We start from the raw sequence: 24,590 nt of genomic DNA, 5'->3' as shown, positions 1-24,590 counted from the left end.
CCGTTTTTCCGGAACTTGTTTTGCTTAGGGAAACTTAATTTCAAATGCAAATTGCTCATTTTTGAGCGAGTCCATCTGTATGGTATCTGTGACAGCACTTTTGGCGAATTGTCCGAAATGACGGTGCCAATAAAATCAAGGACTTACGGAGCCAAGAATTGCAAGTTCCAATTGTCGGAACCACCTGGGCCGCCCAAGAAAAGTGCACATGAAAGCGGAACGATCAAGGGGCAGTTCTCAACAATCGCTTCCGGAGAAGCGTCTCGAAGTCTTGTCGGGTCGAGCAAAAGATATGCACATAGACGGTCTGCTTCTCGTCGTCGATTTGATAAATGATTTTGTTAAGGTCTTCGACAATCATCTGGCGGAAGTGCTCAAATCCCGTGTCCTCAAGCTCGGGTACGGGCCTGCCCAATCGCGAGTTCTCTTTTAGCAATTCGACAGACCGCTTTATTGCAGCGTACTTCTCGCGCGCTACCTGCGCACCGAAATTGGGAACCAGGTAATTCGTGACGAGATCGTGCAATTCGGATTGGGCGCTCCTCAGCAGGACAACACGATAGGTCATCCAGCCAATTCCTTGTCCATCTGAGCAAAGAAGTCGTCGGCCTCCTTGAATTCTCCGCGTTCAATGTCTTTCTGGCCCAACGCCAGTAGTTTTAGCAATGCCAACGTCTGCTGTGTCTGTTCGAAGCTCTTGATATCCTGGACAACAAACGTCGCCTCGCCATTTTGCGTAATTATCATGGGTTCACGGCTCTCCGTGATTTCCTTGACCACGGTCGCAGTCTTTTCTTTCAGATAACTAATGGGTTTGATATGGGAGGAGAATTGCATGAGAGCTCCGGACAATTGAGGCAGCATGTCTAAATATAGACTGAATTTAGTCGCCGCACAAGCGTCCACAGGTTTCTTCGAATAGAGCGATCTCGCCCTTACACGCTGTGTCGACCCGGTTGTCACCTGCAAACTTTTTTGACATTACGCTCATAATGTCCCGTTTTTCCGGAACTTGTTTTGCTTAGGGAAACTTAATTTCAAATGCAAATTGCTCATTTTTGAGCGAGTCCATCTGTATGGAATCTGTGACAGCACTTTTGGCGAATTGTCCGAAATGACGGTGCCAATAAAATCAAGGACTTACGGAGCCAAGAATTGCAAGTTCCAATTGTCGGAACCACCCTTCGTCGGTTTGCATAAATCTGTTCAAACTATTTGCAACGGAAGGAAGGCAGACAATAACGAAAAATTGTCAAAAGGGCGATTAATGCTCGTGCGGAAGGAACTCGGCTCCTTCCGCGATCGGCATGCTTTTTATTTCCCCTGCATCGGATACGGCGCCACCCCTTCCTCGAACGGCGTTCCCAGGGTATTCAGGTACCACGACACCAGGTTGTACTGTCCCACGGTGACCACTACGTCCATCAACTGCGCTTCGTCATAGCGCGTCTTCAGCTGGTTCCACACCTCGTCGTCGATCATCGAGCGGCCATGAAGTTGGTCAGCGGCGCGCATCAGTGCTGCCTCGAAGGGTGTCCAGCCCGGCGCATCGGGGCCCGCGGTGATGCGGGTGATGTCGGCATCGCTCAGGCCGGCGGCCCTGCCCACGCGCACGTGCTGCGTGAATTCATACTGCGACTGGTTCAGCCAGCCAATGCGCAGGATCAGGATTTCGCGGTCGCGCGGCGGCAGGGTGGAGGTGCGCAGGACGTAGCGCGCGAAGGGCATCCAGGTTTCCGCCAGCGCCGGATTGCGGGCAAATGTCTTTACGATGTTGAGGCGGACATAGGCCGGGTCTTGCGCGTCGAGGAATTTCTTCTGCTCGGGCGTGGCGCCGGCTTGCGAGACGGGGGCGATGCGCGGCTGGGTCAGGGGCATGGGCATGGGTTTTGTCGCGGGAGAGAGGGATGAACAGGCGGAGAGCAATTGCGCGGCGGCGAGAAGCGCAGCTGCTCGGGTGACGGAAATGCGTGGCATGGTGAACTCCGTGGTGATGAAAAAATAATCAGGTCGGCTCGTGCTGCGCGAGCGCGTTCTTCCAGGCGGCCTGCGCGCGCGGGAAGCTGGCCAATAGCAGCAGTGCGCCGACGCCTGTCGCGGTCGTCGAAAAAATCCAGGTGGCGGCGGATGCCGGGCTGAAGGTCGCGCCGAACAGGACGAGCGTGTTGGCCGTGGCATGGTCTGACCAGCGGTAGATTGCTTCCACCGCGGCGACGATGCCGGCGAGCATGGTCAGCCCGGCGGCACATGCCAGTCCGTAGGAAGGCAGCAGGCGCAGCAATAGCGGCATGCGCCACACCGGCCGGTGCATGGTAACCAGGCTCGACAACCCTTCCGGCACGCAATAGATCACGACCAGGAACAGCAGGCCGAAGTAGAACGGCCACGCCTGCGTGTAGGCGCCGACCGCGGTCTGCAGGAAGGTCACGAGGATCGCGCCGAACACCGGCCCGAAGAAGCTGCCGGCGCCGCCGATCACGGTCATCAGCATCATCATCCCGGACGCATGCAAGCCCATGCTGTCGACGGTGACGATTTCGTAGTTGATGGCGGACAGCGCGCCCGCGACGCCGGCGAAGAAGCTCGAGATCAGCTGCACCTGGAAGCGCACGAGGTGCGCGTTGTAGCCGATGAAGCGCAGCCGTTCGGCGTTGTCGCGCAGGGCGTTCGCAATCTGCCCGAGCGGCGTGCGCGTGAAGGCGTACATGGCCGCCATCGACGCCAGCATCCAGGCCGCGATCAGGTAGTACACCTGCGCCTGCGTGCCATATTCGATGCCCCAGTCCAGGCCGCCGCGCGTGCGGTTGGCGGAGATGCCGAGTTCGCCGCCGAACAGTCCGGGCATCATGTACGCGCAGGTGCTGACCAGCTCGCTCAGGCCCAGCGTGATCATCGCGAAGGGCGTGCCCGCGCGGCGCGTGCTCAGGTAGCCGAACAGCACGCCGAATACGAGGCCGGCAAGCCCGCCGACCAGCGGCAGCATGCCGACCGGGAACGGGAAGCCGGCATTGATCGCGGCCAGCATATGGATCGCGCAATACGCGCCCAGTCCGCTGTAGACAGCATGTCCGAAGGACAGCACGCCGGCCTGTCCGTAGAGCATGTTGTAGGACAGCGCGAGGATGATCGCGATGCCCATCGAAGACAGCATCGACAGCGTGAAGTCCTGCGGGAAGAAGACCGGCAGGGACAGTGCGACGGCGCCGAACAACGCAATCGCGTGCGGGGCGCCGAAGCGGAAAGAGGGCAAGGCGGCCATCATTCTTCCTCCCGGTTGCCCATCAGTCCCTGCGGGCGCAAGGCCAGCATCGTGACCAGCAGGAAGTACGGCAGGATGGGCGCGAGCTGAGAAAGCTTCACGGCGGCAAGCTGCGCGATGAGCGTACCGGGCGCGGGCTGCAGGCCGACACTGTCGAACACCGCACGCAGCGACATGTCGGAGGCCGCGGAAAAGGTCTGCAGCACGCCGATCAGCAGCGAGCCGATGAACGCGCCGTATAGCGAACCCATGCCGCCGACTACCACGATCACGAACACGATACTGCCTACCGCCGCCGCCATGCCAGGTTCGGTGATGAACGCATTGCCGCCGATTACGCCCGCCAGTCCCGCCAGCGCAGATCCGCCGCCGAACACCAGCATGAAGGTGCGCGGCACATTGTGGCCGAGCGCTTCCACCATCCCGGGATGGGTGAGCGAGGCCTGAATCACGAGACCGATGCGCGAGCGCGTCAGGCCGAGGTAGATGGCTGCCAGCATGACCAGCGAGACCAGCATCATGAACGCGCGGTAGGCCGAATATTCGTACTGGAACAGCGAGAACAGTGTGCGGTCGAGTTCGGCGGGAATGCGGTATTCGACCGGCGCGCGCCCCCAGACCAGGTGCACGATCTCCTCGATCATGAAGGCGAGGCCGAAGGTGAACAGCAGCTCGGCCACATGGCCGTAGCGATGCATGCGGCGCAGGCCGTAGCGTTCCACCAGCGCACCGATGACGCCGACTACCAGCGGCGCAATCGCCAGCGCCGGCCAGAAACCGGTCCAGCGGCTGATCTGGTAGCCAAAGTAGGCACCCAGCATGTAGAAGCTGGTGTGCGCGAAGTTGAGCACACCCATCATGCCGAGGATGAGGGTGAGGCCGCTGCTTAACATGAACAGCAGCAGGCCATAGGAGAGGCCGTTGAGGAGAGAGATGAGGATGTGGTCCATGATGGTTTTCGGGTGGAGAAACTCAGGTATGTAAGTCTCTGTATTCCCTCCCCTTGAAGGGGAAGGAGTGGTTCTTTCCCTTGTTCGCGGCGGTCTACTTCTCCGGCCGCGCCATCCTGCAATTCACCGGCAACGCCGTCGTCATCGCATCCATCCGCACATTGTTCTTGAACCCGAAGCCGCTCCCGTCCAAGTCGCGCGCCACTCCGGGCGCCCCCTTCTTCTCCAGCGTTGCCACGAACAACGGCAGCGAAATCTGGTGGTCATCCCTGCGCATCGCGACCTCGCCGGTCTCGGCCACGTGCTTCATGCCTTCCAGCGCCAGTGCGACCTGCATCGGGTCGGTCGACTTCGTCTTCTCGAATGCCTGCGCCAGCATCTCGACCGCCAGCTTGCCGGGGTAGCTGACGAACTCGTCCTTCGGGTCCGGATACTTGCGCTTGAAGCCGTTGTAGAAGCGCTCCATCGCCTCCGACTGCATGGCGTTGTTGTGCCATTCGGTGATCAGCTTGACCTTGCCGACGCCAGCCTCGCCGATGGCGCCGGGCGCGCCGAGTCCGTTCGCGTAGAAGGTGTAGATATTCGCCTGCAGCCCGATCTCGCGCCCGGCGCGGATGAGCAGGGTGAGGTCGTTGCCGTAGCTGGCGGCGATGACGGTGTCGGCGTTCGAGGCCTTGATCTTGCCGGCGTAGGGCGTGAAGTCTTTGACGCGTCCCATCGGGTGGAACTCGGTGCCGACGATCTCGATGTCCGGGCGCTTCTTTTTCAGCAGGGCGAGCGTGAGTTCGATCGCGTCGTGCGCGGTGGGGAAATCCTGCGCGATCAGGAAGAGCTTCTTGATCGAGCGGTTCGCGGCGAGCTCATTGACCAGCGCTTCGGTCTTCATGTCGCTGTTGGCTGCGAAGCGGAAGAACCAGAAGCTGCACTTGCTGGTGGTGAAGCTGGTGTCGACCGAGCCGTAGTTGAGGTAGAGCATGCGGTTGTCGGGCGTGCGCTCGTTTTGCCGGTTCACGCTTTCCAGCAGCGCGCTGCCGACGGAGGAACTGACCGCGTGCAGCATGAAATGGATCTTCGCGTCGGAGGCCTGCTTGAGCGCGATGATCGCTTCCTTCGGCGACAGCTTGGTGTCGAAGGGCACGACTTCCAGCTTCTTCCCGCCCAGGACGCCGCCCTTCGCATTGATCTGCTCGACGGTGTACTGGATGTTCTTGAGCGTGGTTTCCCCGACATTGGCCATGGGACCGCTCAATGCATCGATGAATGCGATCTTGATGGTGTCAGCGTGCGCGGACGCGGACAGGCATAGGCACGCGGTCAGGGCCAGAGTTAGGGCGGTCGTCGCCAGGGTTTTCTTCATGTCTCTTCCTTCTCGATGGGATTGGTGCGGCGCGCCTTCTGCGAGGCGTCGCCGGGGTGTTCATGCCTGCATCAGCACCACGCTGGAGGTGAGTCCGCCGTCGACGATCAGGTCCAGCGAATTCACATAGGACGATTCGGCCGACAGCAGGAACAGCGCTGGATACGCGACTTCCCAACCCGTTCCCTGGCGGCCGAAGGGCAGCGGGCGGGTGGCGCGGCTGGGCCGCTTGGCGCTGGCGTCGCGGCCCATCGGCGTGTCCATCAGGCCGGGCGACAGCACGTTGGCGCGAATGCCGCGCGGCTGGCCGTCAAGCGCGACGGCGCGGCACAGGGCGACCAGCGCGGCCTTCGATGCCTCGTAGGCGGGCTGCCGGCTCATCGGCGAGCGCGATGCGACCGAGGAAATGAAGACGATCGAACTGCCGGTCGACAGGACGGGCAGCGCGTGCTTGGCGGTCAGCATGTGGCCGCGCAGGTTGACATCCATGACCGCGTCCCAGCTCTGCTCGGTCTCGTCGGCGAGCGACCGGCCGTTGCCGATGCCAACATTGAGTACCAGGCCGTCCAGCTCGCCGAGATGCTTTGCCGCCGTGCGCACCATGGCAGCGACGCTCGCTTCCGAGGAGACATCGCTTTCGATGGCATGCGCTTCTCCACCCCGGTCGCGGATGATGCCGGCTGTTTCCTCGGCGGACTCCAGGACCATGTCCGCGCAGGCAACGGCCGCGCCTTCACGCGCAAACAGCACGCTCATCGCGCGGCCGTTGCCGTAGATGCCGGGGTCGTTCGACGGTCTCTGCCCCGCCCCGACGACCAGGATCTTCCTGCCGGCCAGCCGGCCCCTTGATGGCTCCAGGCCGAGTGCGGGGGCGAACAGCTGGCTTTCCGCCTTCAGTTTTTCCGTAGCGTTGTGCATGTCGATGTCTCCTAATGAACCGGTTGTTCTTCGATGTCGACACCGGTGTTTTCCAGGAAGCGGCTGACCAGCATGTAAAAGCCGATGGTGAGCAGGAGCTCGGAGAGCATGCGCAGCGACAACTTCTCCGCAACCGCATTGAACAGCTCGTCCGGCGCTTTCACTTCCTTGACGACCGCGTCGGTGAAGCGCATCAGCAGCCGTTCGAAGTCGTCCATGACGGTATCGGGCGCGAGCATCAGCGCGGCCTCGATCTTGGCTTGGGTGACGCCGGCCGATTGCGCCACACGGCGGTGCTGGAAGATTTCGTAGCTGGCTTTGCTCAGTGCACCGACGCGCAGGATGACCAGCTCGCGCAGTTGCGGGTCAAGCGCCGAGTTGGTCAGGATCGCGCGCCCCATTTGCAGGAAGCCGGGTGCAACGGTTACCGCATGCGGCAGCATGCGGTAGAGGTTGAGCGGCGGGCGCGTCCTGATCAGTTCAACCAGATCCGGCGGCAGGCCGGTCATGTCGTGGTAAGGGATTCTTGCCATCTTGTCTCCTTTGGTGGGGCGCGTGCAGGCGCCTGGGTTTTGGTTCTTCTCGCTGAGGCGGTCTTGCGGGTATTGATTCATGGTGTTTCATGAGAAGGCCGCGCCGTTCTTGCGTTTTGCGGAGTATATATAAAAACGTTTTCATAAACAACGCAATTTTTCACCAAGCTGATTTTGAGCAAACACGCCTTCTGGTGCGCTCTTTCAGAGAGGATTCAGACGAGGATGGCGATATGAGGTGGCGGCTGAATGTGAAAACAAGTCATGAAACGTTTCATGAAACGTGTTCGCCGGGTACAATGGCACCTGTGATCAGGAAACAGCCAGCCCTCCGCCATGACAGAAAAGGAATCCATGAACAAGAAAGCCTCGGTACGCGACGTCGCCAGGGAAGCCGGCGTGTCGATCGGGAGCGTGTCCCGCGTGCTGAATGGCGGCACCTATGTGAGCCCGGAACTTGAAACCAAAGTGCGCGCCGCGGTCGAAAAACTGGGTTATCGGCCGGATGCCAACGCACGCAACCTGCGCACCGGATCGAGCAAGACCATCGGCTGCCTGATCCCCGAGCTCGCCAACCCGCTCTACGCCGCCTATGTGTCCGCAATTGAGGCGCGGCTGCAGGAAAGCGGCTACATGCTGTTGTTAGGCAATACACGCGGCAGCGTGGCGCGCGAGCAGGAGCTGATGCGTCTGTTTGCCAGCCGCGGCATGGACGGCATCATCGCCACGCCGCTCAATGAAGCGCCGGGTCCCGCCACCGACATTTTCGCGCAATGCCAGTTGCCGCTCGTGATCCTGGATCGCGACCTCTCGATCGATTGCGACGTGATTGCCGTTGACCATCGCTCGGGCGTGCGCCAGGCGATCGAATACCTGTTCTCGCTCGGCCATGAGCGCATTGCGTTGTTCACGCCCGGTGCGCTGATCCGCCCCGGCAAGGAACGAATCGCCGGCTACCATGAAGCCTATGCCGCAGCCGGCCGCACCGCCGACCCGCGTCTGGTCAAGGAAATCAATCCGCGCCTGCTTTCATCCTATGACGACATGAAGGCGCTGCTGGCGTCGGACAAGCCGCCGACGGCCGTCATCGGCCTCGGCACGCGCATCCTGTCGGCGGCCTTGCGTGCTGCATACGAGGCTGGCCTGTCGATTCCGCACGACCTGTCCGTGATCGCCATCGGTACACCGGAGACGCTGGAATTTGCCCATCCGCAAATGACGATGCTGCGCTTCGACCTCGAAGAGCATGGCCGGATTGCGGCAGAAATGATCCTGGACCGCATCCGGCTTGGCGATGCGGCGCCATGCCGGCGGATCACCAAGCCGACGGAGCTGGTGATCGCGGCTTCCTGCGCGTCGCCGAAGGTCGTGTGATCGCGCCTGTCAGTGGACGGGCTGGCTGCTTTGGTCCCGAACCTCTCGTGGTGGCCGAACTCCAACGAGAGACATGCGTGCCGGAATGCTTCCAGTGCGCGGCGGCGTTGAAGCGGTCAAGCTGCTCCCCACGGAATCGGCGTGCCTGGAAATGGCGGATGTCGCGCCGCTCGCGCGGTACACTCCGTTGATTTCCGCGTTGGGATAGCGATGCAGATTATCAGTCATCTTCAGCTCACACCCAGAAACAGGTCGGCGATCGCGGCGGGATTCGACGGGAAGTACGCATGGAAGTATGAAGCGGTCAGCGATCCGATGCGATACACCGGCTCTCCCGCTTCGCCGGACACTTGCTTGACGGTACGCATAGCGGGTGCAACGCCGCCTTCCAGCCGCGAATAATGGAATGCGTGTCCCCGCAATTCTCCCTGCGCGGTGTGCAATGCCTGCTGTCCGATGGCGGCAAGGCGGGTCTGCATCATCACCCTGCCCGGCAGGATACCGGCCATCGGCCACGTTGCTCCCGTGCTGCCGGTGATCGATTCGGCGAGCGCCATCATGCCGCCGCATTCCGCGACGACAGGCACGTGCGCCTGGTGCGCGGCGCGGATCGATTGCTGCCAGCGCGCTGCATTGGACAATGCCTGCCCGTGCAATTCGGGATAGCCGCCCGGCAGGTAGACCGCATCGCTACCCTCTGGCAGTGATTCGTCCGCGAGCGGCGAGAAAAACCGGAGTTCCGCCCCGAGTTCGCGCAGGCATGCGAGATTGCCCGGATACAGGAAGGCAAAGGCGGCATCGCGTGCCACGGCGATGGTCTTGCCTTGCAGCGAACGCGCCGGGCGGAAAGCTTCGCCGGCATCGACAAAGTTGATCGGCTGCATTGTCTTCCACGCATCCTCATCGAGCGCAAGTTCCTGCGCCAGCCTGTCGAGGATGGCATCGAAGGCCGCCACCTCTTCCGGCAGCACCAGGCCGAGATGCCGTTCCGGCAGCGACTCTTCCTGGCGCGCGAGCGTGCCGAGCAGCGGAATGCCGCGCATTGCCTCGCGGATCATCTGTGCATGGCGAGGCGTGCCGACGCGATTGGCGATAACACCGGCGACGTCGACCGGGCCGTATTGCTGCAGGCCGAGCACGAGCGCCCCCGCGGTTTGCGCCATCGCGCCCGCATCAAGGACGACCATGACCGGAATGCCGAACGCACGCGCGAGGTCGGCCGAGGACGGCGTGCCATCGTACAGACCCATCACACCTTCGACAAGGATGACATCCGCTTCCGCCGCCGCCTGCGCGAGCAGCGCACGGCAGCGTTCCAGCCCGACCATCCACAAGTCGAGGTTTTCGACAGGAGCGCCGCTGGCGCGCTGCAGGATCAGCGGATCGAGGAAATCAGGACCGCTCTTGAACACCCGCACCCGCTGTCCCTGCTGCGTCAGCTTGCGCGCAAGCGCGGCAGTGACCGAGGTCTTGCCCTGTCCGGAAGAAATGGCGGCCATCATCACGGCGCGCGCGGTGTATCGGGATGTCATTGCTGTGGCTCCATGAAAGGCTGTGCTGCGATGCCAGCGAGGATGCCGGTGCAGCGCCGGTCTGGGGATGCGGGAGTGTAACCGAAGAAGGAAAACGGAGAAGGCAAAAAATCCGGCGGCCTAAGCCGCCGGAAAACACCCCATAACCCGATGCGGATCGGAGTGGAGACAGGCGTTGTGCAGGCTCAGATAGCCATGAACACCGACTTCGATTCAAGGTAGGCATCGAGTGATGCGCGCCCCATTTCCCGGCCGAAGCCGGACTGCTTGAAGCCGCCGAAGGGCACCGACGAATCGAGCATGCTGTGGCAATTCACCCAGATCGTGCCGGCCTTGATCTTCGGGATCAGGCGCTGCACGCGCGACAGGTTGTTGGACCAGATGCTGGCGCCCAGCCCGTAGGGCGTGTCGTTAACCCAGCCGGCCACCTCGTCGAGATCGTCATAGGGCATCGCCACCAGCACCGGCCCGAAAATTTCTTCCTGCACGATGCGCATGTCCTGGCGGTCGCCGGCGAACACCGTCGGCTTGACGAAGTACCCCTTCTCCCCTGCCCTGCCGCCGCCGGTGACCAGCGTCGCGCCTTCGCTGCGGCCGATGTCGATATAGCCGCAGACGCGATCCATCTGCTCGCGCGATACCAGCGGCCCCATCTGTGCATTCGGATCGAGTCCGTGGCCGAGCGGCATCGCAGCGGCGATCTGGGCGACGTCGGCCACCACCCTGTCGAACATCTTGCGCTGCACGTAGAGCCGCGAACCGGCGCAGCAGACTTGCCCGTGATTGAAAAAGATTGCGTTGGCCGCGCCGGCGGCCGCAGCCGCCGGGTCGCAATCGTCAAGCACCACGACCGGTGATTTCCCGCCGAGTTCGAGCGTCACGCGCGTCATGTTTTCCATCGCGGTCTTGCCGATCAGCTTGCCGACTTCGGTCGACCCGGTGAAGCTGATCTTGTGCACCAGCGGGTGCTGCGTGAGCGGCGCCCCCGCATTCGGGCCGTCGCCGGTGACGATGTTGACTACGCCCTGCGGGAAGCCTGCGTCGAGGATGAGTTCGCCGAGGAACAGCGCCGACAGCGGCGTCTGTTCCGCCGGCTTGAGCACCACTGTGCAGCCGGTCGCCAGCGCCGGTCCGAGCTTCCATGCGGCGACCAGCAGCGGGAAGTTCCATGGCACGATGGCCGCGACCACGCCTACCGGTTCGCGCCGCGTATAGGCGAAGAATTCGCCCTGCATCGCATACGGCACCGACACATCGATCGTCGAACCTTCGATCTTGGTCGCCCAGCCGGCCATGTAGCGCAGGAAATCGATAGTCAGCGCGACGTCCACCGCCAGCGCCATCTGCACCGACTTGCCGTTGTCGATCGATTCGATCTCGGCCATTGTCTGCGCATTCTCTTCGATCAGGTCCGCCAGGCGCAGCAGCAGGCGCTGGCGCTCCGACGGACGCATCTTGCCCCATGGGCCGGTGTCAAATGCGCGGCGCGCGGCCTTTACCGCGCGGTCGATGTCGCTGGCGGTGCCGGCCGGCACTTCGGCAACGCGCTGCTCGGTGGCGGGATTGAGGACCTCCAGCCATTTGCCGTCGCGGCTTTCCGTCCACTCGCCGTCAATCAGCATGTTGTGGCGCGGCGTGTCGAGGAAGCGCGCGGTCTTCAATGTGACGATAGAGCGAAAATCGGGCATATCCATGCTTGTCTCCTGAAAAAATTGTGATGCGATGTTCAACCGCCACGGGCGGTCATGATGTAAGCCCAGATCGCATCCAGGTCTCCTTCCTTCAGCGTTGCCTTCCATGGCGGCATGTTGCCCTTGCCGTTCATGACCGACTCGCTGAAGCGCGGATATTCGTCCGGCTGCAATCGACGCAGGTCAAAGGACACGGTACCGGGATTGACGAGGTTCGGGCCGTGGCAGTGCTGGCAGAACTGGCGGTATACGCGCGCGCCGCGCGCCGGGTCGCCGTCCTGAGGCGATGCGGATGCGGGGAGCGCTGCCAGCAGCACGGCGGGCAGGACTGCCGCGTACGGACGGAGAAGAGAAGAAGAACTGGTACGGATCATGGCTATTCCAGAGTGAGAGGTACTAAGTACTTCAGCAAAACAAACTGTGTGTTCCCTCCCCCTTGCAGGGGGAAGGAGCCGACCAGCGTTACTTATCCATCAAGGCAAAGGTCCACACCGAACCGCCTGCGGGGATGTTCTTCAGCCGGTCGTCGCCGCTGAACAGCGTATAGACGCCGCCGATGCCGCTGGTGACCGTCACGTACTGCTTGCCGTTGCGCTCCCAGGTGATCGGCATGCTGACGATTCCCGAGCCGGTCTGGAACTGCCAGAGCTTCTTGCCGGTCATGCTGTCGTACGCAAGGAACTCGCCGGTCATCGCGCCGGTGAACACCAGGCCGCCGGCGGTCGTCAGCACGCCCGCAAAATTCGGGATCGCCGACGGTACCTGCCAGCGCGTCTTCCCGCTGAGCGGATCGATCGCCTTCAGGTAGCCGCGGTTGCCGTTCTCCGGCCACGACAGCGAGGTGAATTCCATACCGAGGTAGAACGCGCCCTTGTTGTATTCGGGATCTACCGTCTTGTACGGGAAGCCGATGTTGAGCGTGTTTGCATAGACCACTCCCCGCGAGGGGTCGTACGACATCGGCGACCAGTTCTTGCCGCCGAGCGCCGACGGCCAGACATCGATGGCCTTGTCCATGGTCAGCGAAGCGCGGATCTTCTTCGTGTCCTCGGTATCGATCGGCCGGCCGGTCTTAATGTCGATACCCTTGGCCCAGGTGATCTTGTCGACGAAGGGATTGGCCTTGAGCAGCTTGCCGCTGGTGCGGTCCAACACGTAGAAGAAGCCGTTGCGGTTGGCCTGCATGATGACCTTGCGCTTGGCACCGTCGACATCCATGTCGGCGATCACCAGTTCGTTGGTGCCGTCATAGTCGAAGGGGTCGTTCGGCGAAAACTGGTAATGCCAGGCGATCTCACCGGTCTTCGGCCGCACCGCGATCACCGAGCCGATATAGAGGTTATCCCCCTTCCTGAAGGCGGCATTCCACGGGCCGGCATTGCCGACACCCCAGTACACGAGGTCCAGTGCCGGATCGTAGGTACCGGTCAGCCAGGTCGGTCCGCCGCCGCGCTTGTACGTCTCGCCCGGCCAGGTGTCGCCGCCCGCTTCGTCCGGCGCTGCCGTGGTGTGGCGGCGCCACAGTTCCTTGCCGGTCGCCGGATCGAAGCCGGCGATGAAGCCGCGCGTGCCGTATTCACCGCCCGAGATGCCGCTGATGAGCACGCCGTTGGCGACCAGCGGCGCGCCGGTGATGGCATAGCCTTCCTTGTAGTCCTGCAGCTTCGTGCGCCACACCTCCTTGCCGGACTGCATGTCGAGCGCCACCAGGTGCGCATCCAGCGTGCCGCGATACAGCCTGCCCTGGTGCGCGGCGAGGCCGCGGTTGAGGATGCCGCAGCAGACCACGCCGAACACATCCTGCGGGTAGCTCAGCGATGTTTTCCAGAGCTGGCGGCCGGTCAGCGCATCCACCGCCAGCGTCGCGTCGGCGGTGGGCAGGTACATGATGCCGTCGATCACCAGCGGCTGCTGCGACTGCGTATGGTTGCTGGCGAGGCTCAGGTTCCATACCGGCACCAGGTTCTTCACATTGCCGGTATTGACCTGCTTGAGCGCGCTGTGGCGCTGCTGGCCCTGATCGAGGCCGTATACCGTGACGTCGCCGCTGGCGCCATGCGCGAACGGGACGGCGAGCTGCAGCGACAACGCTGCAGCGGACATCATTTTTTTCATATCTTCTCCTTGCTGAATGGTTCCACAGGGTGGGTAGAGCAAAGCGAAACCCACCAGTAGACGTATCTCGAGCGCCCGGTGGGTTTCGCTACGCTCTACCCACCCTACCGTTCTTTAAAACACCTGCAGCAGGCGCAGGTTCAGGCGATTGTTTTCCTTGAATCCTTCACGCACCGAGGCATCGCGTCCGTAGGTCGCAAGAAGTTGCGTCGTCGGCCGCAGGAAGTACGAAGCGCCGATGTTGAACTTGGTCGTGCTGCCCCGGTCGCCCTGGTCTACGCCGTTGACGCTCGTCTCGCCGGTGATGGCCTTGGACATGCCAGCGCGCAGGTCGAAGGCCGGGGTGACGTGATACCGCAGGTGGGCTTGTGCCTGGTAGCTGGTCTTCTGTTCGAGCGTGGCGCCGGCGGCGCCGAATTCCCGGTTGCGCCCGTACACCGTGAAGTCGCCGACCAGGTCGAGCGACAGCGATCTCGCGAGCGAGGTGATGTAGCCGGCTTGCAGCGTGAACTTCGTGCGGTTCTCGCCGAGGTTGAGCGGCTTGCTGCGGTCGTAATGGCCGGTAGGCAGGGTCAGGAAGGGCGTGATGCCGAAATAGGTGTTCGACTCCTTTTGGTTGACCAGCCATACGGTGGCCGCGAGGATGAGATCGCCCGTGCCGCCGGCATCACCTAGGAAGCTGGTGCCGTCCTTTGCCTTCAGCTTGCCGAAGGGCAGCAGGAATTGCGGATCGACGATATAGCCGCCGATATCCATGAAGTGCACGCCGCGCAGGATGCCGACATCCGAATCCAGTCCCGCATTGACGGGCACCTTCGTCCCCTTGCTGTAAAGCTTGTCACGCTCCGCATGCTGGTAGTGGACCAGCGCGAGGTTGGTGCCCGCCGGCAGCGCAGTGTAGTCGCCGGCGTCCACGTCGATTGCCGCCGCGGGCGCGCTTGCGAGCGCCGCCAGCAAGGCCGCCAAACTTGCCCATTTGAAAGACATTTCCCCTTTGAGCAACGCTCTCCTCTTCATGCAACTCTCCTTTGATGGTGTTTTTTTGAAAGGCATCGTCATGTGCCGCACCATGTCCTGCAGCGACCGTGCCACGCAGCCATGCCAGGACGGAAAATTCAGTGAATTGAGGCACTTGCGGAAATTGCTGCGATGCAGGAAAGCGGAACGAGTGTCACGTATTGCACCACTGCCAGAAACCGGGCTGTCAACGAAGGCGACACCGGCAGCGCGGGCACGAGAAATCTTTGTAATTTGAATGACAGTCTGGTCGTGTCACGTCTGATACAATGTCAGTCACCACTGTCCGGCGCGCGTGTTGCACACAACAAATTAGATAAAAGTCGCGACGTCGATCAAAGGAGACAACGATGCTCAACCTGGATCAGTTGCGCCTAGACCCGCGCTCGCCCCTGTCCGAAATCGTCAGGAAGTCATGGGACCGCTCGCGCCGCTACGGTATCTCGCCGACCGATGCGCTGCTGCTGAATGAAGTCAGCGCGGCGCAGCAGAAGCGCGTGCGTGAACGTAACCAGCGGCTGGCCGCCATTGCGGCGCCCGAACTGGCGACACTCCAGCGCACCATCGGCGGCAGCGGCTGGATGCTCGCGTGGCTGGATGAGGAAGGCACGATCGTCGATGTCTTCGGCAAGCCCGTCGGTGATTCCGCGCGCCTCGAACAGGTGCTGCGCACCGGCGTCTCGCTTAGTGAAGTCGCGGTCGGCACCAACGGCCCGGGATGTGCAATCGCCGAGCGCAAGCCGGTCGTGGTGAACGGCAGCGAACACTACCTGCAGGAAGCAAAGGATTTCACCTGTGTAGCGGTGCCGGTGTTCGCGCCGTGCGGAGAGCTAGTCGGCGCGCTCGATGCCAGCGGCAACGGCAACCATGACACCGGCATCGCGATGGAAGCGCTCACGCTTGCTGCGCGCGCGGTCGAGAATCGGTTGGTCTACGACATCCGCGACGCGATCTTCATCCGCATCCATCCGCGTTCCGACATGCTCGGCACGCCGCTCGAAGGCTTGCTCGCGTTGTCGAAAGACGGCTGTCTGCTCGGCCTGAACCAGACCGCGCGTCACCTGCTTGCGCTGATGCAGGCGACGGATTCGCCTATTGCATTCGACACGCTGTTCGACCTGCCCTTCCACCAGACGATGGACCGCTTGCGCGCCGCGCGGCAAGCGCCCGTGCAGCTGCAAAGCGCGGGCGGGCTGCTGCTGCATGCGCGCGCCGGCCATGGCAGCGAACTCCGGCAGGACGCACTGAGCGGCATGCGCAGTGTGCCCGGCGCGCGCATCACACCCACGCCACAACCCGGAACGATCGCCCAGGACGAGCGCGTCGAGCTGATGCTGCATCATGCCCGGCGCGCGTATGCCCGCAACATCCCGGTGCTGCTGACCGGCGAAACCGGGACCGGCAAGGAAGTTGCCGCGCGCCTGCTGCATGACAGCGGGCCGCGCGCGCACGGCCCCTTCGTGGCGATCAATTGCGCATCGATCGCGGCCGGGCTGATCGAGTCGGAATTCTTCGGTTACGTGGAAGGCGCATTCACCGGTGGCCGCCGCGGCGGCGCGGCCGGCAAGCTGGAACAGGCCAACGGCGGCACCTTGTTCCTCGACGAGATCGGCGACATGCCGTACGAACTCCAGGGCCGCCTACTGCGCGTGCTGCAGGAGCGCAGCCTGACCCGGCTTGGTGGCAGCAAGGCGATCGCCGTCGATATCGCGGTGGTGTGCGCCACCCACCGCGACCTGTCCCGCCTCGTGGCCAACGGCGAATTCCGCGAAGACCTGCTCTATCGGATCAACGGTCTCCATGTCCGACTGCCAGCGCTGCGCGAACGTACCGACATCGCATCACTGGCCGGACACCTCTTGCGCGAGGCCAATGCCGGACGCGAAGTGCCCGCCCTGTCCGACACCGCACTGTCGGCCTTGCTCGCATATGCGTGGCCGGGCAACATCCGCCAGTTGCAGCATGTACTGCGCATCGCGTCACTGTATGCCGAGGACAGCGGGCGCATCGAGCTTGAGCATTTGCCCGAGGAAGTCACCGGCAACAGGAAGCGGGTATCAAACAGTGCAAACGAGCCGGCAACCTTGTCGCGAATTAAGCGCACCGAACTGGAACTCATCCGCGGTGCATTGCGTGCCACGAACGGAAACATTGCCGCCGCCGCGGCCAGCATCGGTATCGCGCGCCAGACCCTGTACCGCAAGATGCGCCGCTATGGACTGGCATTGGAAACCAGGGGCCTCGACGGCTAGGTGGTCAAAGTTCGCATCACTTGTGGCAGTTAATATCATTGCGCCCCGCAACCATGTTTTCTAGTATCGGCGAGGTATAGGCAACAGGTGGAAATGCCGTGAACGTCCTCAACAACTTCCTGAACCAGCAACCGTTCATTCCCGGCTTGTCGAAAGACGAACGTGCGCTGCTGTTCCGATCGTCCTTCATGCGCACCGTGCCCGCCGACAGCTGTGTGTGCCAGTTCGGCGGCACCGCCGATGTCTGGTACGGCGTCATTTCCGGTTTCGTGAAGGTGTCGGTGACGTCCAAGAGCGGCAAGCCGACCTCGTACGTCGCTATCACTGCCGGCGACTGGATAGGCGAAGGGTCGGTGCTAAAGGGCGGCATCCGCCTGTACGATATCGTCGCGCTGAGCCACTCGAAAATCGCCTGCGTCCCGCGCTCGGTCTTCCTGTCCCTGTACAAATCGAACCTGCAGTTCTGCCACTTCCTTATCGACCGGATGAACAACCGGCTCGGGCACTTCATCCTTTCGTTGCAGGTGGACCGCCTCGTCGACCCCGAAGCCAAGGTGGCAAGGGTGCTGTGCATGCTGGCGCAGGATGAGCCGCAGGACCTCCCGCATACCGTGACGCTGAACCAGACCGAGCTGGCGCTGCTCTGCGGCCTGTCGCGTCCCTACACGAACAAGGTCCTGATCAAGCTCAGCAAGCTGGGACTCATCAATCTCGATTACGGAAAGATCGCCATCCTCGACCGCTCGGGACTGGAAACTTACGACGAAGATTGAGGTGCATCGACGGACTTTGTCCTCGCAATGACAGCCGGATCGGCGCCGCCCTCCTATAATTTTTCCGGAGTGGCGCGTCATTCATTCTTACCAGTACGGAGACACAGCATGAGCAACAGTCAAGCCAGCGAAGCCTTCTTCAGGGCACGCGATTTCCTCCAGCAATATCGCGACGATTACGACACCGCCTATCGCGAATACCGCAAGCCGGAGTTGACCGAATTCAACTGGGCGCTGGATGTGTTCGACGTCCAGGCAAAGGACAACCACGCGCCTGCGTTGTGGGTGGTCGAAGAAGATGGCAGCGAACAGAAAATTTCTTTCGCCGATATGGTCGCGCGCTCCAACCGCGTCGCAAACTACCTGCGCCGTCTCGGTGTCAAGCGCGGCGAACGACTGCTGATCATGCTGCCGAACCGCGTCGAACTGTGGGAAACCATGCTTGCCGGCATCAAGCTGGGCGTGGTGATGGTGCCGACCACCATGCTGGTGTCGCCGGAAGACCTGGCGGACCGTCTGGAGCGCGGCGCCGTCAAACATGTCATCGCACAGGCGAGCGAAACGGTGAAGTTTTCCACACTGGCCGGCGACTATACCCGCATCGCCGTCGGCGGCGCGGCCGAAGGCTGGCATTCGTACGGGGACAGCGCGCGTGAAGACGCGCGCTTTGAAGCGGACGGCACCACGCTGGCCGACGATCCCCTGCTGCTGTACTTCACCTCCGGCACGACCTCCAAGCCCAAGCTCGTTCTGCATACCCACCAGAGCTACCCTGTGGGCCACCTGTCGACAATGTACTGGATCGGCCTGAAGAAGAACGACGTCCACTGGAACATCAGCTCGCCCGGCTGGGCCAAGCATGCCTGGAGCTGCTTCTTCGCGCCGTGGAATGCCGGCGCCACGGTATTCGTCTACAACTACGCGCGCTTTAACGCGCGCAACTGTCTGGAAGTGATCATCCGCTGCGGCGTGACATCGCTGTGCGCGCCGCCGACGGTATGGCGCATGATGATCCAGGAAGACCTCGGCAAGTTCAAGGTGCCGCTGCGCGAACTGGTCGGCGCCGGCGAGCCGCTGAACCCGGAAGTGATCGAGCAGGTCGAGTCGGCCTGGGGCATCCGCATCCGCGACGGATTCGGCCAGTCCGAGACGACCGCGCAAGTCGGGAACACGCCGGGCCAGCTGATCAAGCCCGGTTCCATGGGCCGGCCGCTGCCGGGCTATACGGTCGTACTGCTCGACCATGACGACGCGCCATCGGACACCGGCGAAATCTCGCTCACGCTGACGCCGCGTCCGACCGGGCTGATGCGCTGCTACGAAGGCGAGGAAAAGAAGACCGCCGAAGTGATGCGCGCAGGCTACTACCACACCGGTGACACCGCGAGCCGGGACGAGGACGGCTACCTGTTCTACATCGGCCGCAACGACGATGTGTTCAAGTCTTCCGATTACCGCATCAGTCCTTTCGAACTGGAGAGCGTGCTGATCGAGCATGAAGCGGTGCTGGAAGCGGCGATTGTGCCGAGTCCCGACCCGTTGCGCCTCTCCGTGCCGAAAGCATTCATCACGCTGCGTGCCGGACATGAGCCTTCGCAGGAACTGGCGCAGTCGATCTTCAGGTTTGCGAAGGAACGGCTCGCGCCATACAAGCGCATCCGACGTATCGAGTTTGCGGAGTTGCCGAAGACGATCTCGGGGAAGATCAGAAGGGTGGAGTTGCGCAAGCTGGAGATGGGCGATGTGAGGAGGAGTGGGGAGTATCGGGAGGAGGATTTGTCTTCCTGAGTGATTGCATGCGGGAGGCGCACCTCAACCTCCCGCTCCCTCTTCCCCGTCATTCCTGCGCAGCGGAAATCCATAGGGAGTATCCACGTACGACCTGCCTATGGATCCCCGCCTTCGCGGGGATGATGAGGACAATGAAGCTGCGGGATTGAGCGCCAACGCCCGCCAGCAAGCTCCCTCAAAACACCCCTACATATTCGGATAACTCGGCCCGCCGCCCCCCTCCGGCGTCACCCACACGATATTCTGCGTCGGATCCTTGATATCGCAGGTCTTGCAGTGCACGCAGTTCTGCGCATTGATCTGCAGCCTGTCCTCGCCGCCATCCCCCTTCACGAACTCGTACACGCCCGCCGGGCAATACCGCTGCTCCGGTCCAGCATATTTCGCGAGGTTGATCTTCACCGGTACGCCCTGATCCTTCAATGTGAGGTGTACGGGCTGGTCCTCGGCATGGTTGGCGTTCGAGATGAACACCGACGACAGCCGGTCGAAGGTCAGCTTGCCATCCGGCTTCGGATAGCGGATAGGCTGGAATTCGCTCGCCGGACGCAGGCATGCATGGTCCGCATGCTTGTGGCGCAGCGTCCACGGCGCCTTGCCGCGGAATAGTACCTGGTCGATGCCGACCATCAGCGTGCCCTTGAACAGCCCCTTCGCCATCGCTGGCTTGAAGTTGCGCCCCTTGTGGAGTTCGTCATGCAGCCATGACTGGCGGAAGGCTTCCGGGAAGGCGGTAAGCACATCCTGCGCACGCCCTTCCAGCAAGGCCTCGAATGCCGCTTCGGCGGCCAGCATGCCGGACTTCATCGCCGCATGGCTGCCCTTGATGCGCGACGCATTGAGGAAGCCGGCGTCACAGCCGATCAGCGCGCCGCCGCGGAAGACCAACTCGGGCAACGACTGCAGGCCGCCGGCCGTCAACGCACGGGCGCCGTAGGAAATGCGCTTGCCGCCTTCGAAGAATTTGCGGATTTCCGGATGCGTCTTGTAACGCTGAAATTCCTCGTACGGCGACAGCCAGGGGTTCTGGTAGGCGAGACCGATCACGTAACCGACGGCGACCTGGTTGTTTTCCAGGTGGTAGAGGAAGGAACCGCCATAGGTGTCTGCCTCCAGCGGCCAGCCCGCGGTGTGGATCACGAGCCCGGGCTTGTGCATCGCCGGATCGATTTCCCACAGTTCCTTGATGCCGATCGCATAGGTCTGCGGGTCCCTGCCCTTGTCCAGGCCGAACTTCGCCATCAGCTGCTTCCCGAGGTGACCGCGCGCGCCTTCTGCGAAGAAGGTGTACTTCGCATGCAGCTCCATGCCGGGTTGAAAATGATCGGTCGGGTTGCCGTGGCGGCCGATGCCCATGTTGCCGGTAGCGACGCCCTTGACGGCGCCATCGTCGTTGTAAAGCACTTCCGCGGCGGGAAAACCGGAGAAGATATCGACGCCCAGGCTTTCCGCCTGCTGCCCCAGCCAGCGCACCACGCTGGCCAGCGAGATCACGTAGTTGCCGCGGTTTTTGAAGCAGGCAGGCAATGCCCACTCCGGCGTCTTGACCGCGTTCTTTTCGGTCAGGAACAGGAAGCGGTCTTCCGTGACTTCGGTATTGATCGGCGCGCCGCGCTCTTTCCAGTCGGGGAAGAGCTCGTTCATGGCGACGGGATCCATCACCGCCCCGGAGAGAATGTGGGCGCCGACCTCCGAACCTTTTTCAAGCACGCAGACCGATACCTCGGCATTGCTTTCGGCGGCAAGCTGCTTGAGGCGGATGGCCGCGGACAATCCTGCCGGTCCGCCGCCGACGATTACCACGTCGTATTCCATCGCTTCGCGCGGTCCGTCGTGTTGGGACATGTTCAGATCTCGTCAGCGATGAGGTTGTCGGGAAGCGTGTCGACAAGGACCGGCGCAGACCATTTGCTGCATTCCCAGCAAAACATGAAATATTCGAAGATGGACATGATTTTCCTTTCGGTGTAACGCGGAGGTAACAAATTCTAGGGACGCCGGCATGGTCTCGCCAATGATGAAAAGCGCCAGTCCATGCGGAATTTTTTGCCACCTCACGCACCGCCAAAAGCACACCGGCCCGATGCAGCGCAAACCGCATCAGGCCGGCCGGCAGGGTGCGCCGTGCGCACCATTACCGCCTCATCTTCAGTACTGGTAAAACCCCCTCTTCGTCTTCCGTCCCAAACGGCCAGCATCCACCATCTCCTTCAGCAACTGCGCAGGCCGGTACTTCGGATCGCCGAAATCGCGATAGAACACTTCCATGATCGACAGCACGGTATCGAGCCCGATCAGGTCGGCGAGCGCCAGCGGGCCGATCGGCTGGTTGGTGCCCAGCTTCATGCCGTTGTCGATGTCTTCCGCGCGCGCGAGTCCTTCCTGCAGCACGAAGATCGCTTCATTGATCATCGGCACAAGGATGCGGTTGACGACAAAGCCCGGCGCATTCTTCACCGCGATCGGCGTCTTGTCGAGACGCTTCGCCAGCGCCATCGTTGCGGCAAGCGCCTGTTCTCCGGTCTGCACGCCGCTGATCACTTCCACCAGTCCCATCACCGGCACGGGGTTGAAGAAATGCATGCCGATGAAGCGGTCCGCGTGCTCGAGCGACTTCGCCAGCTTGGTGATGGATACCGACGACGTGTTGGTCGCGATGATGCTCTCGCGGGCGGCAATGCGTTCCACGCCTTGCAGGATCTTCTGCTTGATCTCCAGGTTTTCCGTCGCCGCCTCGATCAGGAATCCGGCAGGCGCCAGGTCGTCGATCAGCACGGCGCCCCGGATCCTTGCCAGTGCCGCATCCCTGTCGTCCGCCGACAGCTTCTGCTTCGCCACCATGCGCTCCAGATTGCCGGCGATACCGGCGATGCCGCGCGCAATGGCCGCTTCGTTCACATCATTGAGAAGGACATCGATGCCGGCCGTCGCGCACACTTGCGCAATGCCGCTGCCCATCTGTCCGGCGCCGATGATGCCTACCGTCTTGATTTCCATACTGCTGCCTCAGTCAAAAAATTGAAGGATGGATTCCACCGGGGCGCGCTCGGTCTTCAGCTGGCCGATCAGCGCGTCGTGGTCTTCATAGCCCATCGACATGCTGCATACGAGCATCTCGGCATCGGGCCAGCCGAGTTCCTCGCGCAGGATCGCATGGAAGGGATTGACCGCCGCCTGCGGACAGCTCGCCAGACCGTGCGCGCGCGCAGCGAGCATCACGTTCTGGATGAACATGCCGTAGTCCAACCAGCTGCCCTTGCCCATGATGCGGTCGATCGTGAAGAACAGCGTGACCGGTGCGTCGAAGAACTCGACGTTGCGGCGATGCTGCGCATGCATGCGCCGCTTGTCGTCCTTGCTGATGCCGAGCAGGCTGTACAGGTCCCAGCCCACCTTGCGCCGCCGTTCGAGATAGGGAGGATGCCACTCGCGCGGATAGTAGTCGTACTCTTCCAAATGGCGCCCCGCCGCGTCGGGATCGTCGAAGGCGGCGCGCAGGCGATTGATGATGGCTGTCTGCTTGCTGCCGGTGACTGCATACACCTTCCACGGCTGAGTATTGGAGCCGGACGGTGCGTAGCGCGCCAGCTCAATGACGGCGGCGATCACCTCTTCCGAAACCGGCCTGGGCTGAAACGCACGTACTGCGCGACGCCCGGCGATCAGGTGGGTCGCCGATGCGAGCAAGCCTCCGCTATTCATGCCGGAACTCCGGCTTGCGCTTCTCGAGGAAGGCGGCCATGCCTTCCTTCTGGTCGTTCGTCGCGAACAGCGCATGGAAGTTCCTGCGTTCGAACAGCACGCCTTCGGCGAGTGTGCTTTCATAGGCACGGTTCACGCATTCCTTGGCGGCCGTCACGCTGGGCAGCGACATGGAAGCAATGACCGTGGCGGCGGCGAGCGCTTCTTCTTCCAGCTTTTCCAGCGGCACAATGCGCGACACCAGCCCTGCGCGTTCCGCTTCCGCGGCATCCATCATGCGGCCGGTGAGGACCATGTCCATCGCCTTCGACTTGGAAACGGCACGCGGAAGACGTTGCGTGCCGCCGGCGCCGGGAATGGTGCCGAGCTTGATTTCTGGTTGGCCGAACCTGGCATTGTCGGCGGCGATGATGAAATCGCACATCATCGCCAGCTCGCAGCCGCCGCCCAGTGCATAACCGGCAACCGCGGCAATGACCGGCTTGCGCACGCGCAGGATGGTTTCCCAGTTGCGGCCGATGAAGTTCTGGCGGAACGCGTCCATGTAGGTCTTCGACTGCATTGCGGAGATGTCCGCGCCGGCCGCGAACGCCTTGCTGCTGCCGGTCACGATGATGCAGCCGATGCCGTCGTCGGCATCCATGCCGAGCAGCGCTGCGCCGAGCGCATCCATGAGTTCGTCATTCAACGCATTGAGCTGCGCCGGCCGGTTGAGCTGGAGGATGCCGACCCGGCCTTCGCGGCGGATCAGGATGGTGTCTTGCTGCATTGCTGTCCCTTTCGTTGAACCCACACTACGTCTTTCCGCCCCGCGCACCGGTTCAGTTCGCGGGCGGTGACAAACAGAAAATCCGACAAGCGGTTGAGGTAGCGGCGCAACGGCGCGTTGACGCCCGCCCCTTCCCGCGCCAGCGCCAACACCGCGCGCTCTGCATTGCGGCAGGCGGTCCGGGCGAGGTGCGCCTGCGCCGCCGCCGGGGTGCCGCCGGGAAGGATGAAATCCTCCAGCCGGCCGAGGTCGGCATTCAATGCATCGAGCTGCACTTCGAGCCGGGTGACATGTTCCGGGGTGATCCGCTCGCTGCCCGGGATGCACAGCTCGGCGCCGAGGTCGAACAGGTCGTGCTGGATGTCGGCAAGGTAATCCCTGACCGCCGCGGGAACATCCGCCTGGCTCAGCACCGTTCCGATGAAGGCGTTCAGGTGGTCAACCTCGCCCATCGCCTGCACGCGCAAGCTGTCCTTGTCGATGCGCGAGCCGTCGCCGAGGCCGGTGGTGCCGTCGTCGCCGGTGCGCGTATAAATCCTGGTAAGCCTGTTTCCCAT

At 62.3% G+C, this 24,590-nt stretch carries 23 protein-coding genes; 5 read left to right on the top strand and 18 right to left on the bottom strand.

Translation table 11 applies throughout. The features are described from left to right. Positions 1-223: 223 nt before the first annotated feature. The 8 genes from AC3WOY_RS28090 to AC3WOY_RS28055 all read right to left on the bottom strand — a co-directional run bounded on the left by AC3WOY_RS28090 (position 224) and on the right by AC3WOY_RS28055 (position 7,017). Positions 224-568 carry a type II toxin-antitoxin system RelE/ParE family toxin gene (locus AC3WOY_RS28090; protein WP_492429817.1) on the bottom strand — a complete coding sequence of 115 codons (345 nt, stop codon included), beginning with the start codon at positions 566-568 and terminating at the stop codon, positions 224-226. Then, a complete protein-coding gene (locus tag AC3WOY_RS28085) occupies positions 565-837 on the bottom strand; it encodes a type II toxin-antitoxin system Phd/YefM family antitoxin (protein ID WP_492429815.1) in 273 nt (90 codons plus the stop codon). The genes AC3WOY_RS28090 and AC3WOY_RS28085 overlap by 4 nt, the downstream gene beginning before the upstream one ends. A 477-nt stretch (positions 838-1,314) precedes the next feature. Then, positions 1,315-1,977, bottom strand: a complete 663-nt coding sequence (locus AC3WOY_RS28080) for a carboxymuconolactone decarboxylase family protein (protein WP_492429813.1) — start codon at positions 1,975-1,977, stop codon at positions 1,315-1,317. A 28-nt stretch (positions 1,978-2,005) separates the two neighbouring features. Then, the gene (locus AC3WOY_RS28075; RefSeq protein ID WP_492429812.1) at positions 2,006-3,262 is read right to left on the bottom strand and encodes a branched-chain amino acid ABC transporter permease; all 1,257 of its coding nucleotides are present in this window, start codon (positions 3,260-3,262) and stop codon (positions 2,006-2,008) included. Beyond that, positions 3,259-4,209, bottom strand: coding sequence for a branched-chain amino acid ABC transporter permease (locus AC3WOY_RS28070; RefSeq protein ID WP_492429811.1), 951 nt, complete (start codon positions 4,207-4,209; stop codon positions 3,259-3,261). The genes AC3WOY_RS28075 and AC3WOY_RS28070 overlap by 4 nt, the downstream gene beginning before the upstream one ends. A 94-nt stretch (positions 4,210-4,303) precedes the next feature. Then, complete coding sequence (locus tag AC3WOY_RS28065; RefSeq protein WP_492429810.1) at positions 4,304-5,566, bottom strand: branched-chain amino acid ABC transporter substrate-binding protein; 1,263 nt, start codon at positions 5,564-5,566, stop codon at positions 4,304-4,306. A 60-nt stretch (positions 5,567-5,626) separates the two neighbouring features. After that, on the bottom strand, positions 5,627-6,484 hold the full coding sequence (locus AC3WOY_RS28060; RefSeq protein WP_492429808.1) for an SDR family NAD(P)-dependent oxidoreductase: 858 nt from the start codon (positions 6,482-6,484) through the stop codon (positions 5,627-5,629). Between the two features lie 11 nt (positions 6,485-6,495). Further along, positions 6,496-7,017: a carboxymuconolactone decarboxylase family protein gene (locus AC3WOY_RS28055; protein WP_492429807.1), complete on the bottom strand. Its 522-nt coding sequence runs from the start codon at positions 7,015-7,017 to the stop codon at positions 6,496-6,498. Positions 7,018-7,371: 354 nt separating this feature from the next. Between AC3WOY_RS28055 and AC3WOY_RS28050 the strand changes: the two genes are divergently transcribed. Then, positions 7,372-8,391, top strand: a complete 1,020-nt coding sequence (locus tag AC3WOY_RS28050; RefSeq protein ID WP_492429806.1) for a LacI family DNA-binding transcriptional regulator — start codon at positions 7,372-7,374, stop codon at positions 8,389-8,391. A gap of 73 nt (positions 8,392-8,464) precedes the next feature. Then, positions 8,465-8,599 (top strand): hypothetical protein, encoded by a 135-nt coding sequence (locus tag AC3WOY_RS28045; RefSeq protein WP_492429805.1) that lies wholly within the window; start codon positions 8,465-8,467, stop codon positions 8,597-8,599. Between the two features lie 22 nt (positions 8,600-8,621). Here the strand turns inward: AC3WOY_RS28045 and AC3WOY_RS28040 are convergent, their stop codons facing one another. From AC3WOY_RS28040 to AC3WOY_RS28020, 5 genes are all read right to left on the bottom strand, one after another. Next, a complete protein-coding gene (locus AC3WOY_RS28040) occupies positions 8,622-9,923 on the bottom strand; it encodes a cobyrinic acid a,c-diamide synthase CobB (protein ID WP_492429804.1) in 1,302 nt (433 codons plus the stop codon). Between the two features lie 185 nt (positions 9,924-10,108). Next, positions 10,109-11,611 carry an aldehyde dehydrogenase family protein gene (locus tag AC3WOY_RS28035; RefSeq protein ID WP_492429818.1) on the bottom strand — a complete coding sequence of 501 codons (1,503 nt, stop codon included), beginning with the start codon at positions 11,609-11,611 and terminating at the stop codon, positions 10,109-10,111. 38 nt (positions 11,612-11,649) lie between these two features. Further along, on the bottom strand, positions 11,650-11,988 hold the full coding sequence (locus tag AC3WOY_RS28030) for a c-type cytochrome (RefSeq protein ID WP_492429803.1): 339 nt from the start codon (positions 11,986-11,988) through the stop codon (positions 11,650-11,652). An 88-nt stretch (positions 11,989-12,076) separates the two neighbouring features. Further along, positions 12,077-13,729, bottom strand: a complete 1,653-nt coding sequence (locus tag AC3WOY_RS28025) for a PQQ-dependent dehydrogenase, methanol/ethanol family (protein WP_492429802.1) — start codon at positions 13,727-13,729, stop codon at positions 12,077-12,079. Between the two features lie 114 nt (positions 13,730-13,843). Continuing rightward, a complete protein-coding gene (locus AC3WOY_RS28020) occupies positions 13,844-14,746 on the bottom strand; it encodes a transporter (RefSeq protein ID WP_492429801.1) in 903 nt (300 codons plus the stop codon). 350 nt (positions 14,747-15,096) lie between these two features. Between AC3WOY_RS28020 and AC3WOY_RS28015 the strand changes: the two genes are divergently transcribed. From AC3WOY_RS28015 to AC3WOY_RS28005, 3 genes are all read left to right on the top strand, one after another. Next, on the top strand, positions 15,097-16,998 hold the full coding sequence (locus AC3WOY_RS28015; protein ID WP_492429800.1) for a sigma-54-dependent Fis family transcriptional regulator: 1,902 nt from the start codon (positions 15,097-15,099) through the stop codon (positions 16,996-16,998). A gap of 98 nt (positions 16,999-17,096) precedes the next feature. Beyond that, complete coding sequence (locus AC3WOY_RS28010) at positions 17,097-17,771, top strand: Crp/Fnr family transcriptional regulator (protein WP_492429799.1); 675 nt, start codon at positions 17,097-17,099, stop codon at positions 17,769-17,771. Positions 17,772-17,879: 108 nt separating this feature from the next. Then, the gene (locus AC3WOY_RS28005) at positions 17,880-19,559 is read left to right on the top strand and encodes an AMP-binding protein (RefSeq protein ID WP_492429797.1); all 1,680 of its coding nucleotides are present in this window, start codon (positions 17,880-17,882) and stop codon (positions 19,557-19,559) included. Between the two features lie 189 nt (positions 19,560-19,748). Here AC3WOY_RS28005 and AC3WOY_RS28000 read toward each other — a convergent pair whose 3' ends face one another. The 5 genes from AC3WOY_RS28000 to AC3WOY_RS27980 all read right to left on the bottom strand — a co-directional run bounded on the left by AC3WOY_RS28000 (position 19,749) and on the right by AC3WOY_RS27980 (position 24,590). Next, positions 19,749-21,407 (bottom strand): electron transfer flavoprotein-ubiquinone oxidoreductase, encoded by a 1,659-nt coding sequence (locus AC3WOY_RS28000; RefSeq protein ID WP_492429796.1) that lies wholly within the window; start codon positions 21,405-21,407, stop codon positions 19,749-19,751. A 303-nt stretch (positions 21,408-21,710) separates the two neighbouring features. Continuing rightward, positions 21,711-22,559: a 3-hydroxybutyryl-CoA dehydrogenase gene (locus AC3WOY_RS27995; RefSeq protein WP_492429795.1), complete on the bottom strand. Its 849-nt coding sequence runs from the start codon at positions 22,557-22,559 to the stop codon at positions 21,711-21,713. Between the two features lie 9 nt (positions 22,560-22,568). Further along, positions 22,569-23,264: a nitroreductase gene (locus AC3WOY_RS27990; protein ID WP_492429794.1), complete on the bottom strand. Its 696-nt coding sequence runs from the start codon at positions 23,262-23,264 to the stop codon at positions 22,569-22,571. Continuing rightward, positions 23,257-24,033, bottom strand: a complete 777-nt coding sequence (locus AC3WOY_RS27985; RefSeq protein ID WP_492429792.1) for an enoyl-CoA hydratase — start codon at positions 24,031-24,033, stop codon at positions 23,257-23,259. Before AC3WOY_RS27985 ends, AC3WOY_RS27990 begins: the two co-directional genes overlap by 8 nt. Further along, positions 24,012-24,590, bottom strand: a complete 579-nt coding sequence (locus AC3WOY_RS27980; RefSeq protein ID WP_492429790.1) for a cob(I)yrinic acid a,c-diamide adenosyltransferase — start codon at positions 24,588-24,590, stop codon at positions 24,012-24,014. The genes AC3WOY_RS27985 and AC3WOY_RS27980 overlap by 22 nt, the downstream gene beginning before the upstream one ends.

Source organism: Noviherbaspirillum sp. FW303-A3 (assembly GCF_058788695.1).
Note: the sequence above shows the minus strand (reverse complement) of the source record. Positions and strands in the feature narration are given on the sequence as shown.